The 15,392-nt window shown below is 58.5% G+C and carries 13 protein-coding genes and 3 pseudogenes; 10 read left to right on the top strand and 6 right to left on the bottom strand.

Translation table 11 applies throughout. From position 1 onward, the window contains the following. Positions 1-3: 3 nt before the first annotated feature. The 4 genes from L0U82_RS39250 (at position 4) to L0U82_RS39235 (ending at position 3,854) form a co-directional block, all read left to right on the top strand. Positions 4-990 carry a branched-chain amino acid ABC transporter permease gene (locus L0U82_RS39250; protein ID WP_233839203.1) on the top strand — a complete coding sequence of 329 codons (987 nt, stop codon included), beginning with the start codon at positions 4-6 and terminating at the stop codon, positions 988-990. Next, on the top strand, positions 987-1,730 hold the full coding sequence (locus tag L0U82_RS39245) for an ABC transporter ATP-binding protein (protein WP_233839202.1): 744 nt from the start codon (positions 987-989) through the stop codon (positions 1,728-1,730). Before L0U82_RS39250 ends, L0U82_RS39245 begins: the two co-directional genes overlap by 4 nt. Beyond that, positions 1,730-2,425 carry an ABC transporter ATP-binding protein gene (locus tag L0U82_RS39240; protein ID WP_233839201.1) on the top strand — a complete coding sequence of 232 codons (696 nt, stop codon included), beginning with the start codon at positions 1,730-1,732 and terminating at the stop codon, positions 2,423-2,425. The genes L0U82_RS39245 and L0U82_RS39240 overlap by 1 nt, the downstream gene beginning before the upstream one ends. A gap of 196 nt (positions 2,426-2,621) precedes the next feature. After that, positions 2,622-3,854 carry a porin gene (locus L0U82_RS39235; RefSeq protein WP_233839200.1) on the top strand — a complete coding sequence of 411 codons (1,233 nt, stop codon included), beginning with the start codon at positions 2,622-2,624 and terminating at the stop codon, positions 3,852-3,854. Between the two features lie 176 nt (positions 3,855-4,030). Here the strand turns inward: L0U82_RS39235 and L0U82_RS39230 are convergent. The 4 genes and pseudogenes from L0U82_RS39230 to L0U82_RS39215 all read right to left on the bottom strand — a co-directional run bounded on the left by L0U82_RS39230 (position 4,031) and on the right by L0U82_RS39215 (position 7,191). Further along, positions 4,031-4,957: pseudogene (locus L0U82_RS39230) on the bottom strand (LysR family transcriptional regulator). 163 nt (positions 4,958-5,120) lie between these two features. Beyond that, positions 5,121-5,840: an NAD(P)H-dependent oxidoreductase gene (locus L0U82_RS39225; protein WP_233839199.1), complete on the bottom strand. Its 720-nt coding sequence runs from the start codon at positions 5,838-5,840 to the stop codon at positions 5,121-5,123. Further along, positions 5,837-6,466, bottom strand: a complete 630-nt coding sequence (locus tag L0U82_RS39220) for a 2-hydroxychromene-2-carboxylate isomerase (RefSeq protein WP_233839198.1) — start codon at positions 6,464-6,466, stop codon at positions 5,837-5,839. The genes L0U82_RS39225 and L0U82_RS39220 overlap by 4 nt, the downstream gene beginning before the upstream one ends. Then, entirely contained in the window at positions 6,463-7,191 is a 729-nt protein-coding gene (locus L0U82_RS39215; protein ID WP_233839435.1) for an SDR family oxidoreductase, read from the bottom strand. Before L0U82_RS39215 ends, L0U82_RS39220 begins: the two co-directional genes overlap by 4 nt. Before the next feature lie 381 nt (positions 7,192-7,572). Between L0U82_RS39215 and L0U82_RS39210 the strand changes: the two are divergent. The 4 genes and pseudogenes from L0U82_RS39210 to L0U82_RS39195 all read left to right on the top strand — a co-directional run. Then, positions 7,573-8,960 (top strand): annotated as a pseudogene (locus tag L0U82_RS39210) (NAD-dependent succinate-semialdehyde dehydrogenase); the annotation flags it as partial. A gap of 223 nt (positions 8,961-9,183) precedes the next feature. Then, positions 9,184-9,857: pseudogene (locus L0U82_RS39205) on the top strand (maleylacetate reductase); the annotation flags it as partial. A 105-nt stretch (positions 9,858-9,962) separates the two neighbouring features. After that, positions 9,963-10,835 carry an intradiol ring-cleavage dioxygenase gene (locus L0U82_RS39200; protein ID WP_233839434.1) on the top strand — a complete coding sequence of 291 codons (873 nt, stop codon included), beginning with the start codon at positions 9,963-9,965 and terminating at the stop codon, positions 10,833-10,835. Positions 10,836-11,026: 191 nt separating this feature from the next. Beyond that, on the top strand, positions 11,027-11,404 hold the full coding sequence (locus tag L0U82_RS39195) for a hypothetical protein (RefSeq protein ID WP_233839197.1): 378 nt from the start codon (positions 11,027-11,029) through the stop codon (positions 11,402-11,404). 153 nt (positions 11,405-11,557) lie between these two features. Here L0U82_RS39195 and L0U82_RS39190 read toward each other — a convergent pair whose 3' ends face one another. After that, positions 11,558-12,571 carry an FCD domain-containing protein gene (locus L0U82_RS39190; RefSeq protein WP_233839196.1) on the bottom strand — a complete coding sequence of 338 codons (1,014 nt, stop codon included), beginning with the start codon at positions 12,569-12,571 and terminating at the stop codon, positions 11,558-11,560. A gap of 156 nt (positions 12,572-12,727) precedes the next feature. Then, positions 12,728-13,381, bottom strand: coding sequence for a DUF4286 family protein (locus tag L0U82_RS39185; protein ID WP_233839195.1), 654 nt, complete (start codon positions 13,379-13,381; stop codon positions 12,728-12,730). Positions 13,382-13,577: 196 nt separating this feature from the next. Here L0U82_RS39185 and L0U82_RS39180 point away from each other — a divergent pair, with 196 nt between their 5' ends. Together L0U82_RS39180 and L0U82_RS39175 are read left to right on the top strand one after the other, a co-directional pair. After that, the gene (locus tag L0U82_RS39180) at positions 13,578-14,156 is read left to right on the top strand and encodes an amino acid synthesis family protein (RefSeq protein ID WP_233839194.1); all 579 of its coding nucleotides are present in this window, start codon (positions 13,578-13,580) and stop codon (positions 14,154-14,156) included. Positions 14,157-14,182: 26 nt separating this feature from the next. Beyond that, positions 14,183-15,382: an amidohydrolase family protein gene (locus tag L0U82_RS39175; RefSeq protein WP_233839193.1), complete on the top strand. Its 1,200-nt coding sequence runs from the start codon at positions 14,183-14,185 to the stop codon at positions 15,380-15,382. Positions 15,383-15,392: the final 10 nt, after the last annotated feature.

The following is a 15,392-nucleotide window of genomic DNA, read 5'->3' as shown; positions in this document are numbered from 1 at the left end:
TATATGAACCAGCGCAACCAGATCCTGTCTTTTTGCATCGTGTGCGTGCTGCTGATTGCACTTGGGTTCGGCACGCCATACATGCTGGAAACAGGCGCGGAAATTCTCATTTTCGCTATTTTCGCCATGAGCCTGAATCTGCTGCTCGGCTACACAGGCATGATGTCGTTCGGGCACGCTGCCTTCTTCGGCATTGCGACATACACGGTGATCGGCCTCGGCGTGCATCTCGGTCTGTCCGGGTGGTGGGGGCTTCTTGCGGGAATCGCGGCGTCAACGGTACTCGCGGCGGTCATCGGGGCTTTCTGTGTGCGTGTGACGGGTATTCCATTTGTCATGCTGACAATGGCTTTCTCGCAACTTCTATACGCCGTGGCGCTGAAATGGCGTGACTTGAGTGGCGGGTCGGACGGTCTGAATGGCTTCGAGCAGCCATCCCTGTTCGGATTGAGTCTTCAGCAGAGTCCTGTTGGGCGCTATGCGGTCGTGGCGATCGGCTTCATCGTTGTTCTCGGCTTCATGATTTGCCTCGTACGCTCGCCGCTCGGGTCGATCTTTATCGGCATTCGCGAGAACGAACAGCGCATGCGGGCAATCGGCTACCCGGTCGAGCGCTTCAGGCTGCTTGCGTTTGTCATCGCAGGGGCGCTCGCGGGCATTGCCGGCGCGCTGTACGCGCTCTTCAATGCCTACGTATCTCCCGACGTCCTGCGCTGGGGTCAATCGGGCGACGTGATGATCATGGTCGTGCTGGGTGGCGCGGGAACGGTCGTCGGGCCCGCAATAGGCGCGGCGCTGTATCTGTTGATGAAGAACGTGATCAGCACCCACAGCGAATACTGGGCCTTTTGGGTTGGATGGATCTTTATCTTTTGCGTGATGTTCATGCGCGAAGGAGTCTGGGGATTCGCGGCCGCGTTATTCAAAAGGAACACGCCGTGTCAGCTGCTTGCACGCTCGAAAGCAGTATCCGGGCCGGGGGTGAAATGAATCTACTTGCGACCGAAAATCTTTGCAAGGCGTATGGCAGCCTCGTGGTGACAAAGCAGGTCAATCTGAGCGTGGACGTGGGCCAACGGCACATCATCATCGGGCCGAACGGCGCCGGCAAGACGAGCCTTATTCATCAGCTAACCGGACAGGTGCGTCCAACTTCAGGAAAGATTCGCTTTCGTGGCGAAGACGTCACGAGTGCAACGCCGGACAAGCTGTGCCAGTTGGGCATGGGCCGCACGTTTCAGAAGAACAATCTGTTTCCGAGCTTGTCTGTACGCGAGAACGTACGCCTTGCGGTGCAGGGCAAGCAGGGCGGATGGTACGAATCGTTCCGTAGCACGCAGACGCGCCGTGAGCAATGGGAACGGGCCGACGAATTGCTGGAGCAGGTCAGGCTAACCGATGGACGGCACCGTCAGACATCCCATTTAAGTTATGGCGAACAGCGACAACTCGAAGTCGCGATCGGGCTTGCCGCGGAGCCTGCGCTTCTATTGCTCGATGAGCCGACATCAGGCATGTCGCCAGCGGAAACCGATCGCATGATCGATCTGGTGCACGGGTTACCGAAATCTCTCGCGATACTGATGATCGAGCACGACATGAAGGTCGTCTTCTCGCTGGGCGACCGGATCACGGTTCTCTATTACGGGGAAATTCTCGCGTCAGGGTGCCCGAAAGACATTCAGAGAAACGAGCGTGTTCGCGAAGTCTATCTTGGGGGGAAGCACTGATGCTCCAGATAAATGGCATCCACAGTTATTACGGCGACAGCCACGTTCTGCACGGCGTATCGCTCGACGTCAAGCCAGGAACAGTCACCTCCGTTCTTGGACGCAACGGCGCGGGAAAGACCACGACGGTTCTGTCGATCATGGGTCATCTGAAACCACGCTCAGGAGAGGTTATTTACGAGGGGCGCCGGATCACAGGGTTGCCGCCGCATCGGATTTCGCGATTGGGGTTGGGCTTTGTGCCGCAGGAGCGCGGCGTCTTTCCGAGCCTGTCGGTCGAAGAAAATCTGACCGTTGCGGCACGGCCGGGAAGAACTGGAGATTGGACGCTGTCACGTATCTATGAACTGTTTCCGCGGCTTGGAGAACGACGCAAGAATCGCGGGTTTCAGCTTTCCGGTGGCGAGCAGCAAATGGTATCGATTGCGCGGGCGCTGATGCTGAATCCGTCGACGATTATTCTGGACGAGCCGTCCGAAGGACTGGCACTCATGATCGTCAATGAAATTGTAGAGATTATGCGGCAGATGAAGCGGGCGGGAATGGCATTGCTATTGATCGAGCAGAATCTGAACGCGGCACTGGAACTCGCCGATATTCATTATGTTCTCTCCAAAGGGCAGGTTTGTTTCGTCGGGACTTCGGAAACACTGAGGGGAAACGAGAATGTGCTGAGCGAGCATCTGAGCGTCTAGTCAAATAAGAAGTAGCGGCCTAAAAGAAAATCCGCATAAGAACACTTCCGCATCGATTCCGATATGACGGCTGCCGAGGGCAGCCGCCAGGTGGCCTGTTGTCTGGAATCTTTCAAATAAAAATAAAAAATATCCGATCTGCCGAAACTTGTAGTTTCCTTTGTTTTTTTCATACTAAATATGGAGGTAGATTCCAATGAGGAGACGTCTTGTAGTGATTGCAGTATTGGGGGCGTTGTCATCGCCGGCATTTTCTCAATCGAGCGTGACGTTGTACGGTATCCTGGACGCCGGCTTGAACTACACGGTCGGTTCGCAAAAGGCAATAGTGAATGGTCGCCCGGTGGGAGCGGGAAATCAATTAGCTCTCAATGACGGCGCGTTCGGGATGTTTGGAAGCCGGTGGGGACTCAAGGGAACGGAGGATCTCGGCTCCGGCCTGAAAGCCATATTTACGCTTGAAAATGGCTTTTCAATGAGCAGCGGTGCATTTGCCCAGGGTGGCGCCGAGTTCGGGCGCCAGGCGTTCGTCGGACTCGATTCGCCGTACGGTCGGCTCACGTTAGGGCGTCAGTATGACCCTCATCTGGACATCGTTGCACCATTTTCCGCTGCGTGGCAGTTTGCCGGCTATATCGCCACACACGCAGCTGACGTCGACAATCTGCTGAGTACGAGGCGACTGAACAACAGCATCAAGTACACGATGCCCAAGTTTCACGGCGTGAACGCGGAGGCTTTGTACAGCGTGGGCGGCGTGGCGGGATCGGTGAGTCGTAATCAGGCATGGTCGTTGGCCGTGGGCTACGACGGTGGGCCGTTTCAGTTCGGCGCGGGCTACCTGACGATCAACAACCCGAACGTGTCCTTTTATGGGGCGAATCCGAACGGGACGGGCGTGACAGGAAACAACCTCGGCAGTCTGGGAAGCGCGACCTCGCCTGCAAACAACCCGGCATACGCGGGATTTGCGTCGGCAAACAGGTACAACCTCGCAGGTGTAGGGGCGTCTTATACCTATGGATCGGCTACAGCAGGTGTCATCTACACCAACGTTCGCTACACCGGCTTGGGCGACGTCGCGACGTCTGGTCCCAATCCACTCGGATATAGCGGAACGGCTGCGATCAATACCGTCGAACTGAATCTTCGCTATTTCTTTACGCCCACAATTCTGGTGGGAGTGATGGGCAGTCTTACTCGCGTCGGGTCAGTGGGCGGACACGATGGTGCATCCTACCGCCAGTTTGGCGGTGGCGCGCACTACTTCCTATCGAAAGCGACCGAACTGTATGCGCTCGTCATGTATGAGCACGCAACCGGCGTCGACTCGACAGGCAGGGCCGCCGTCGCGGCAATTTCCGGATTGACGCCGTCGTCGACGTCGTCGCAGACCGCAGTGCGAGTCGGTATCGTTCACCGCTTCTAACAGGCATTGAAGTCGCTGTCCGCCACATTGCATCGGATGCCATGGGCGGGCGGCGGATCCCCTCACGCAGTAGGCACTGGCCGGATCCGTCCGGACGATCTCGGACCTATCCCCCGGCGATGCGGCACATGACCTACGATTTCCGCCACCTAAAGTCAAAATGCCCGAAAACGGCATTACACGGTCAACGCACCCTCAAGCTCGGCCAGCATAGCCGGCACGCGTTCGTGCAGGAAATCGACGAACGTCCTGATCTTCGCATCGAGATACTGACGCGATGCGTAAAGCGCATAGATATTCAACTTCTGCAGATGAAATTCGGGCAGCACACGCACGAGTGATCCGTCCCGCAAGTGCGGCGATGCCGCCGCCACATGCAGCGGTCCGATTCCCATACCTTCGCGAATCGCAACAGCGAGCGTGTCCGCCATGTTCACGTGGAAAGTCGTTGAGCGAAGTCTCAAGCCAATCTCTCCGTCTGGGCCGTTCAGAAGCCATTCTTCCGATGGTTGGCCTGGAACGTGTAGTTGCAGACATGCATGATTTGCCAGGTCTTCCACGTCGAGCGGCATGCCGCGCTGCGCGAGATATGCGGGTGACGCGCACAGAATGGTTTGAGTCGTACCCAGCAGCCTTGAAACAAGGCCGACGTCGCTGAGCATGGGCGTCACGACGATTGATACGTCGCATCCTTCTTCGATCAGATTCGGCATTCGTTGCGCCAGCGTGAGACTGATCGAGACGTTCGGATATTGCTTACAATATCGCGCGATGAGTGGTGCCGCGTAGTGCTGTCCGAAGCCTGCCGTGGAGTGCACGCGCAGAGTGCCTTCCGGAGAGAACTGCGCGTCTATTGCTTCCGCTTCGGCTACGTCGATCAACGTGAGGATCTCGTTGCACCTTTGAAGGTATCGTTCTCCAACTGCGGTCAGGATGGTCTTGCGCGTGGTTCGCTGAAAAAGCCGGGTGCGCAGGTGTCACTCGAGTTCGGCAATTGCTCGCGATACTTGCGACGGTGTTGTCGACAGATGTTCCGCCGTCCGTGAAAAGCTTCGTGTTTCTGAAAGACGTGTGAACACACGCATGTTTTTTAACGTGTCCATGCGAGCGTGTGCCTTAGTTGATAGAGAGAAGTTGCGAAGCAGGGGGGGCGATCATTTTGGCGGGGAGCGTGATTCGCGGCTCGATCAGAAACGCTGCGGTTGTGCAGCGTCTTCCGCGTGGCAGGAGATGGGTGAGTCAGTATTCGTTTGCCGATCGCGGTGGTCAGGCATCAGTTATGATGCCAAGCGGATAGAGTTTTTCGTCGAAATGATCGAGCGACGGAAAAGATAGCGCATCGCGCGTGTCGACGTGCCGGACCGCTTCCCGAAGGTCTTGCATGACGCGTCGCCGTTCTTCCTGTGATATATACGGGACATGAAAGCCCACGAATGGCTTCAGCACGCGAAATCCAACGTAGCCGAGGGTACCGCGCAGCAGATGGCTGAGCATGCCTTGCAGTTCGCCGTGAATGCCGTGCGGTCCGAACATGTGAGGGCGTCCGCCTAGCGTCAGCGTGACCCACGCGGTTTTGCCAACCAGTCCGCCGCGGTCGTAGAAACGCAGTCCACCATAGAACAGACCCGATAGCAGTACGCGGTCGATCCATCCTTTCATGATCGCTGGTACGGAAAACCAGAAGACAGGGAAATTGAAAACCACAAGGTCGGCCCACACAACGTTTTCAACTTCTTCCGCGATGTCGGGTGCAAGCGAATGCTGCTCATGCGCATGACGTTGCTCGAGCGCGTACACGAGATAGTCCGGTCGGGTACGGAATGAGAAATCGTCGGCACTTGCTACTGGATTGAAGTGCTTCGCGTACAGATCCGATACCCGAACTTCGCAGCCGGCAGCTTCGAATTCTCGTGTCGCCTCGAATCTCATGGATGACGTGAACGATTGTGGCTCGGGATGAGCGTGAACGATCAGAACATGTTTCATGGCAACTCACCGGGTTGAGCAAGCAGTGCTTCCTCAACGAAATGCAGCCGATCCTGCCCAAAGAAAAGTTGATCTCCGACAAAAAAGGACGGGCAACCAAAAACGCCTCTTGAGATTGCCGAATCTGTATTGGCCTTCAGGCGGTTCTTTACTTCGGGAGAACCGATCCGTGCCTTGAAATCTTCGGTGTCGATGCCGGCACTGGTGAGAACCTGTTCAAGCACGGTGGCGTCGCCGAGATTGCGAGGTGTTTGCCACATCGCTGAAAACACGGCCTCCACATAGGCCGCGAACAGCGGGCTGCCCTGCAACGCGATGGCGCCGCGCTGCAACGCCAACGTAACGACGGGGAAATGAGGGTTTTCCTGGTACTCGATGCCGAATTGCCTCGCCCACAATGCGAGATCGGCGAAGAACCACTTGCGTTTAGCAGGAACGGCAGTCGGCTGTGTGTTGCCCAGTGACTGCAGTATCGCACCGAGCAAGACCGGGGTCCAAACGATTGTCGCCCCCGTTCTATCGGCGATGGTCGCTAGCCGGCGATACGCGATGTAACTGGTGGGACTACCAAAATCGAATAGGAATTCCACTTGCCTCGGCACACTGTTCTCCTCTAGTTTTTTCACCACGTTTCCATATACGGACGAAGATCCATCTCGAATGTCCAGGCATCGCGCGGCTGATTGTGCAAATGAATGTAGTTTTCGGCGATATGGTCGGGATTGAGAATGCCGTCCACCTGCTTGAGTGCGTATTGCTCAGGAAAGCGCTCCTTGATGAATTCGGTGTCGATCGCACCATCTATCACAATGTGAGCAATATGAATATTGCGCGGTCCAAGCTCGCGCGCCATGCTTTGTGCGAGTGAACGCAGGCCGTGCTTGCCGCCCGCAAATGCGGAGAAGTGGCTCGAACCTCTCAAACTCGCGGTAGCGCCGGTGAACAGGATCGAGCCGCGTTCGCGCGCGAGCATCGCTTTGGCGACCTCGCGGCCGGTGAGAAACCCCGCAAAGCAAGCCATTTCCCAGACCTTGAAGTATTTCTGGGCAGTCGTTTCCGTGATGCTGAACCGCACGTTTGCGCCGATATTGAAAACGGCGACTTCGATAGGCCCGACATCGCGCTCAATAGACGTCACCAGCTCGACGACCTGTTCTTCCTTCCGTGCGTCGGTGCCATACGCCACGGCCTGACCACCGGCTGCGGTTATTTCGTCGATGAGAGGCTGCAGCTTGTCCCGATTACGCCGCACTACGGCAGCCACGTATCCCGCGCTCGCAAATCGCTTCGCGATCGCACCGCCAAGCGCGTCGCCCGCGCCGACTATGAGTGCCACTTTTTCGCTCAAGATCACCTCATCCGTATGAGAAAACGGAGCCCGCGAAACGCAACGGCTCCTCACTGGCTTCCGTGAGGCCGCCGGCCAGATCGGCGCACCTCATCGGGAACGCCTGCTTAGTATGTTATCGTAATAGTAACGTACTGTGGTGCGAGGGCATTGTCAATTTTTTTGTTTGCGTGCGACACGCATAGCAGGTGGCTGGGCAGTGTGCTTCATTGCGGCTCGGAGCCATGCGTAGACGCTATCGTGTGAGAGTCCATGGTGAACCAGTGGGCCGATTCGCGAGTGCCGTGGGACACCGTGCGCCGAGAGAAGGGGGGCATTGTCAGAGCGTGAACTGAGTAATTTCATCGACGGAAAAGTCTGATTGGTGGCGAGTAGAAAGAGGTTGACGATGGCGCCGCAATCGAGGTGACGAACCCCGCGACGGGTGAGTCGCTAGGTACGGTTCCGCGAATGGGCGTGAACGAAACGCGACGAGTTATCGGGGCGGCAGAACTCGCATTGAACGACTGGCGTGCGCATACCGGTAAGGAGCGCGCGGCGATTTTGCGTCGCTGGCACGATTTGATGCTGGAAAACAAGGAGGATCTCGCAATCATCATGACGATTGAGCAGGGTAAGCCGATCGCGGAAAGCCGCGGGGAAATCCTGTACGAGGCATCGTTTCTGGAATGGTTCGGCGAGGAGGCAAAACGCATTTAGTGCAATACCATCCCTGGCCATCAGCGGGATAAGCGCATCGTTGTCGTCAAGCAGCCAGTCGGTGTGTGCGCGGCGATCACGCCGTGGAATTTCCCCGCTGCGATGCTCACGCGAAGGTTTGGTCCCGCGCTCGCCGCAGGTGGCACGATGGTGCTCAAGCCCACAAGTCAAACGCCGTTTTCCGCGCTCGCTTTGTGTGTGCTCGCAGAACGCGCAGGCGTTCCTGGAGGGGTGATCTCGTGTATTACCGGTACTGCCAGCGCAATCGGCGCGGAGATGGCTTCCAATCCGGTGGTCCGTAAGCTATCGTTCACCGGGTCGACAGAAATCGGCAAAACCTTGCTCGCGCAGTGCGCATCCACGATCAAGAGGACGTCCATGGAACTGGGCGGTAACGCGCCCTTCATCGTGTTCGATGACGCTGATCTGGATGACGCTGTCGACGGCGTCATCGCATCGAAATACCGCAATGCAGGGCAAACCTGCGTATGTGTGAATCGGCTGTTGGTGCAGGACGGTGTGTATGACACTTTCGTCGAAAAGCTGGTTGCAAAGGTCGAAAAGTTGAAGATTGGCGACGGTCTCGAGCCCGGTGTGGAGATCGGTCCATTGATTGATAAAAAGGCGGTCGCGAGAGGTTCCGAGCACGTGACGGATGCCGTGGCGAAGGGTGCGCGGATTGCGACGGGCAGTCTGCGCCACGCGAAAGGCGGCAACTTCTATGAACCGACTGTACTTGTCGATGCGACACGCGAAATGATGCTCTTCCGTGAGGAGACCTTTGGGCCGGTAGCTCCGGTTTTCGTTTCAGCATTGACGAGGAGGCTATCGCGCTTGCCAACGATACCGAATTCGGTTTGGCTTCTTATTTTTACACGCGGGATATCGGGCGAGTATGGCGGGTCGCGGAGGGACTGGATTACAGGATTGTCGGTATTGACGAATGACGGATTTCCACGGAAGTGGCGCCGTTCGGCGGCGTGAAGGAAAGCGGGCTGGGACGAGAAGGTTCCAAATATGGAATCGATGACTATCTCGAGTTGAAGTATTTGTGCGGTGGCGGCGTGGCGTAATCCGCTATATCGGTGATATCAGGTAGCCCCCCAGCATGTTTGGGCTTGGGCTATGCCCGGCCCAAACATGCTAATTCACGGCGTCGGCTGCGGCGTCCCTCGACGCCTGTGGACAACTTGCGCAATATCTGATGGTCGTGTGATGGGGGCGGTCTTCGCCGCACAGGCGGGTGCGGAACGGGAAGAGCTTCGTTGCACAGGGGCGCGCGCGTTGAACGACTGGCTTGGCAAGGCGATTGCGCTCGAATCTACGCTGCCGATCGGCGCGGTGCCGACCACTTATGCCGGCTCCGAGATGACGCCGATCGACAGCCTCACCAACGGGAGTCTGGAGCGCACCGGGCGCGATATGCGTGTGTTACCGCGCACGGTGATCTACGATGCGTCGCGGACTCTTTCGTTGCCCGCGAATGTATCCGCGGTGTCAGGCGTCAACGCAATCGCGCATGCGGTCGAAGCGCCGTATCTGGAGGACGCGAACCCTGTGATCAGTCTGATGGCCGAGGAGGTGATTCGCATGCTCTGCAGTACGTGGCTCGCGGGCTTCTGTGTCGGCGCGGTCGGGATGGCGTTGCATCAAAAGCTCTGTCATACGCTCGGCGGCACATTCAATTTGCCGCACGCGCAGACGCATGCGGCGATGCTACCGCACACTACAATCACGATGCGGCGGCCTATGCGCTTGCTCTCGAACGTGTTGCATAAGGATGCGGCCGATGCGCGGCCGCTGCTGTTCGGATTGAACCGCCCGCCCGGTGTGCCGATTTCGCTCGCACAGATCGGCGCCGGAACACGGACTCGATGAAGCCGCGGATCTCGTATGCAAGAATCCGTATGCGAATCCGCAGCCGGCGGAGCGCGGTGCGTCGCGCACTGTTGCAGCGCACATGGCAGGGCACGGGCCGGCGGCCTGAGCGGCCTGAATGGCCTGAATGGCCTGAATGGCCTGAATGGCCTGTGAGCGCCCTCAGCGCCAGCGCGGAAACCCATCAAGGAGGACACATGTCGACAAACAGCAAAGACAGCGAGCACGAGCTAACCGAACAGGTTATCGCGAGCTTCGCGAACACGTCCGATGAACGGCTGCGCACGTTAATGGGAAGCCTCGTGCGGCACATGCATGCGTTCGTGCGCGAGGTCGAACCGACCGAGGCCGAGTGGATGTCGGCGATCCGTTTTCTGACCGACACCGGCAAGATGTGCGACGACCTCGTGCGCCAGGAATTCATTTTGCTGTCGGATACGCTCGGCGTGTCGATGCTGGTCGACGCAATCAATCACCGTTACGCGACCGGCGCGACCGACACCACCGTGTTCGGCCCGTTCTACATTCGCGGCATGCCGGAGCGCGCGTACGGCGAGAACATCGCGTTCAGTCCCGGCACGCCGGCGCTCGTGCATGGTCGCGTGCTGACGACGGACGGCGAGCCGATCGAGGGCGCGGTGCTCGACGTGTGGCAGACCGCCGACAACGGCATGTACTCCGGGCAGGACACCGAGCAGCCGCACGGCAATCTGCGTGGCCGTTTCCGTAGCGACGCCGAGGGCCGCTACGCGATCTCGACGATCGTACCGGTCAGCTATCCGATTCCGACCGATGGCCCGGTCGGCCGCATGCTCAATGCGACCGGGCGGCATCCGTGGCGCCCCGCGCATCTGCACTTCATGATCGACGCGCCCGGTTATCGCAAGCTCGTCACGCACGTGTTCAACAAAGGCGACAAGTATCTGGAATCGGACGCGGTGTTCGGCGTGAAGCCATCGCTGATGGTGGATTACCACGAGCATCCCGCCGATCACGAACTCGCGCGTCGTTTCGGTTTCGACGGGCCGTTCCGCGAAGCAAGCTACGACTTCGTTCTCGATCGGAGCTGAGCACAACGGGGCGCTATTTCGCGGCAGGTGCCCATTGGGAATCTTCCGAAATAAAAGCGCCGCGTGTCTTTTTAGCCCGCCAGGTTAATCACACCGAAGGCAATACGTTTAGACTGGACTGCTACTGCGCCCGCCTATCCAACCTCGCGAGGGAGCGGCGAGCCAGCTATTCATCACAGGAAGACCACCGCATGAGTACATCCAGAACAACGCCACCCAAGCCACGCCCGCCTGTAGACGCTCTCAAATACGAAAAATTGGCCTTGGCCGCTTTCCGTGTCTGCGAGCAGAACAGAGAGCAATTCGATGCTCTGGTCAAACTTATTGCTTCGATCTGTCGCCATTCTGCAAACACGCTTGCCGATCGCCGCGAGCAAAGCAGATTGCTGCAATTGCTGATCGATACCGTCGAAGGCTATAAGCAGATGAACGCCGGCGACCTGGAGCTTTTCCAGGTCATCGCGCTTGACGCAAAAGGCGTCGGGCAGTGCCGGATGAGCGCCCAGTATGCGGCGGAGCTTCTCGATGATGCGGTGTGTCGTCCGCGTGCCGGCGTGATTACTCACTGATCCTTCACGGCACTCCGCCGTGTCTCCCGGAAAAGCGCGATGTATTCGCGCTTTTTTTAGTTCGCTCTCAATGAAAGTGCGAGACGGAGATTGGAATGTTTCGATTTTCGCGAGCCCGTCGCGCGCTGAACGACTGATAGGTATACACCGCGCTCAGCTCGACGAACCGAAATCAATCTGCTTCGCCAACGGCGTGCTTTTCAGCAGCCGTACAACGGCCTTCCATGCACCGCTTTCCTGCCACGCACGCAGACGACGCCAGCAACTCGCACCCGACCCGAAGCCCAACTCCGTGGGCAGTTCGTTCCAGCTCAGATCGTTCATCTGCACATACAGGATGCCGCAGAGCACCTGCCGGTCAGTGATGGGTTTGCGGCCGGGGTTATGCGAGCGTCTCGGCCTGGCGTCGGGCAGTAGCGCCGCGATACGCTTCCACAGCGCATCGTCGATGACGGGAATGCGTGGTTCGGCGGGTGGCGGCTCTTGCGCCGGCGGTTCTTCCTTCGGCTTCTGTTCGCTATTGAAGGCGATGCGCGCGGACTCGTGCGCGGCATTGACGTGCAATTCGGCCGCGGCCCGAGCGGCTATGGGATCGCGCCGCCTGATCGCTTCGAAGATGCCGCGCATTTCATCCGCGCTGTGCCAGTCGCGTCCCTCGTTCGCCATCGATTTGGCGCGCAACACGTTGATGCGCGCGAGCAGCGATGCCAGGATTTCCTGAATGATCTTGTTGCCGCAGCCTGTCAGGATAATTTCGTAGAACGCGCTCGTCGCGCGGATACGTTCGGTGGGCTGATGCTGCTTCACCGCGCTTTCGAAATCGCGCAGTGCGTGTTCGAGCCGCGTGATGTCTTCCGCGGTCGCTTCGCGCGTGAACAGCGCCGCGGCCTCGCCTTCCAGCATCTTGCGCACGTGGTAAATCTGGTCCGCTTCGAGCGGTGTAATCACGGCAACCGAAGGGCCGCGATTGGGCACGTTGACGATAAGCCGCTCAGACTCCAGGCGCCGCAGTGCCTCACGTATGGTCGTGCGGCTCACGTTCGTCATTTCGCAAAGCGTGCTTTCGACAAGACGTGTGCCCGGCGGAAAATGACCGTCCATGATCGCCTCTCGCAGCTTCATGGTGGTTTGCAGCAGCACGGTTTGAGGGGTGACCTTGATGTCCATGTTTTTATTGGGCAACCATACAATCTCGCATAAATTGCAATGTAGCACAATTCATTTCAAAATAAAATAGCTCATTTCAAAACGATGCGAAACGGGTCCCTCAGATAAAAAAACCGCCGCAAAATGCGGCGGTCGAGCAACAGATCAAGGCGCTGATCAGGCAGCCGCCTGGAACCGCGCGCCGAGACGGTCGAACACCACGTAGTGCCCCTTGAACCAGCTTTCCGCGGCCAGCTTCGCGCGCCACGGCGTAGCGCGCGCGGCTTCGCGTTCCGGCGACGATAGCGCGTCGGTCGACGCGAGGTAGTGCAGCGCCAGATGCGTGTACTTGCCCGGCTCGCCATCGATGATGTCGAAGCGCCGCACCATCAGCCAGTCATTGCATTTCATCAGCAACGGAATGTGATCTTCGGTGTACCAGCGATCGAAATCGTCCGCGCGATCGGCCGGTACTTCAAAAAACACTGCATACAGCACCGCTGCGTTGATCGACGCCGATTCAGGCTTTTCCCAGCGCCCACTTTCATTGCCGATGTAGCGCGTGAAACCGCTGACGTCGCCGAGCATGCGTTTCGTCAGCTCGCTCGGCTGCCCCTTGATCGACTGGTATTCCGGCGTCTTCAGCGCGCCGGCCGTGTCCATTTCATACACCGCCAGATAGGCGGGACCTTCATTCGCGCGATAGCGCTGCGCGCTCGTAAATCCCGGCGCGCGCATGCGCAGCGGAATGTGCTCGGTGTTGTACCAGTCGTTGAATTCGCCTTCCCATTCCGGGGCGGGTGTCATTTCAGAGAACAGCACAGCGGTCATGTCTAACTCCATGTGGAAGGGTTGATTCTCGGCCCCGGCAAAGTTCTACAGCACTGCCAGATTTATTTTGTCGGGGTTTACTCTAGGTGGCTGAGTTCATTTTGATAAATGCTTGACTATCATTGTACGACAATCGTAGAGTGAGACAAAACTCGTTGCAATCCGCAGCGAGATTTCAACCACGGAGTCAGTCAGCATGGAGTTGCAGGTCAAGGGTATTCACACGTTCATCGAGAATCACATTCCGAGCGGCAAGTACGCGGGCGAAGAGCCGTTGCGCAAGGTCGCCGTGGTTGCGGTTCTCAAGAATCCGTACGCGGGGCAGGAAGTCGAGGATCTGTCCGCATTGACCGAGGGGAGCGCGGCAATCGGTGAGCAACTTGCGAAACTCGCTGTCGAAACGATGGCTCCGTACAAGATCCAGAGCTACGGCAAGGGCGCGCTGGTCGGCGTGTCCGGTGAGGAAGAACACGCCGCCGCGCTGCTGACGAGCGTCTACGCCGAGCCATTGCGCGAGGCAGTGGGCGGAGGCAAGGCCTGGTTCCAGTCGCGCGTGAAAGTCGCGGCGGTCGGCGCTTCGCTCGACGTGCCGATGGCCCACAGCGAAGCACTCTATGTGCGCTCGCACTACGACGGCATGACCGTCGCCATCCCCGAAGGTCCGAAGCCCGACGAAATCGCCGTGATGTTCGTGGTCGCGAATCGTGGCCGTATCGGCGCGCGCGTCGGCGGCCTGCGAGCCGAGGATGTCAAGGGCGAAGACGGCCTCTATTAATCATCTGCAGTGGAGATAAAGCACGTATGAAGACCGCAATCGTAAACCTCAAGACCATCGTGACCGGTGAATGGCGCGAGCCTTTCGCGAAAGGTGACGGCATCCTGATGGCGGACGGCAAGATCGAGAAGATCGGCACGCTGTCGGACGCAGATCTGAACAGCGCCGATGTCGTGATCGACGCGGATGGCGCGACCGCCATTCCGGGCCTCATCGATTCGCAGGTGCACAACACGTTCGGGGATTACACGCCGCGTCAAAAGACGGTTGGCTTCCTCGAAAGCTATCTGCACGGCGGCACGACCACATCGATCACGGCGTCTGAAGTTCACGTGCCGGGCCGTCCGACCGATCCGCAAGGCGTCAAGGCCCTCGCAGTCGCGGCGCAACGTTGCTTCAAGGAATATCGTCCGGGCGGCATGCGTGTTTTTGCCGGTTCGATCATTCTCGAACCGGGCCTCACCGAAGACGATCTGCGCGATGTGGCTTCGCAGGGCGTATGGCTCGCGAAGGCCGGCTTCGGCGGCGTGAAGACGCCGTTCGATTACGCCGAAATGATTGGTTGGGCGAAGAAGTACGGGATGGTCACGACGGTCCACACGGGCGGCTCGTCGATTCCGGGCTCGTCGGGCATCTGGGCCGATCACCTGTTGAAGATGCAACCGCACGTGTCGTTCCATATCAATGGCGGACCGGTTGCGATGCCGGACGACGATTTCCCGCGCATCCTGCACGAAAGCACGATCGCGATGCAGGTCTGTACCGCCGGCAATCTGCGCACGCTGCTGAGACTGGCGGATATGACCGTCGATGCCGACCAGTTCGACCGCTATCTGATCGCGACCGACACACCGACCGGCAGCGGCATCATGCCGCTCGGCATGATGTACACGATCACGCATCTGGCGAGCCTCGGCCGCAAGATGGCTCCGGAAACCGCAATCTGCGCGGCAACCGGTAACAACGCGCGTACGTACGGCATCAACTCCGGCTTCCTGCAGGTCGGCAAGGATGCGGACGTCGTGATTCTCGACGCGTGTGTCGGCGGTACGCAACGTACCGCGCTCGATGCACTCGCGAACGGCGACATCGCCGCGGTCGCCGCCGTGATCACCGATGGCGTGCCGCGTTTCGTCGGCCGCAGCCGCAATACGCCGGCCTCCGAGAAGACGGTGCGCGTCGTGAAGTCGACCGTGATGCAGGATTTCGCCGCACCCAAGCACTAAGCTCGTCAGC

The sequence above is a fragment of the Paraburkholderia sp. ZP32-5 genome (assembly GCF_021390495.1).
In the GTDB taxonomy this organism is placed as follows: Bacteria; Pseudomonadota; Gammaproteobacteria; order Burkholderiales; family Burkholderiaceae; genus Paraburkholderia.
This window is presented reverse-complemented; position numbering and strand designations above follow the sequence as displayed.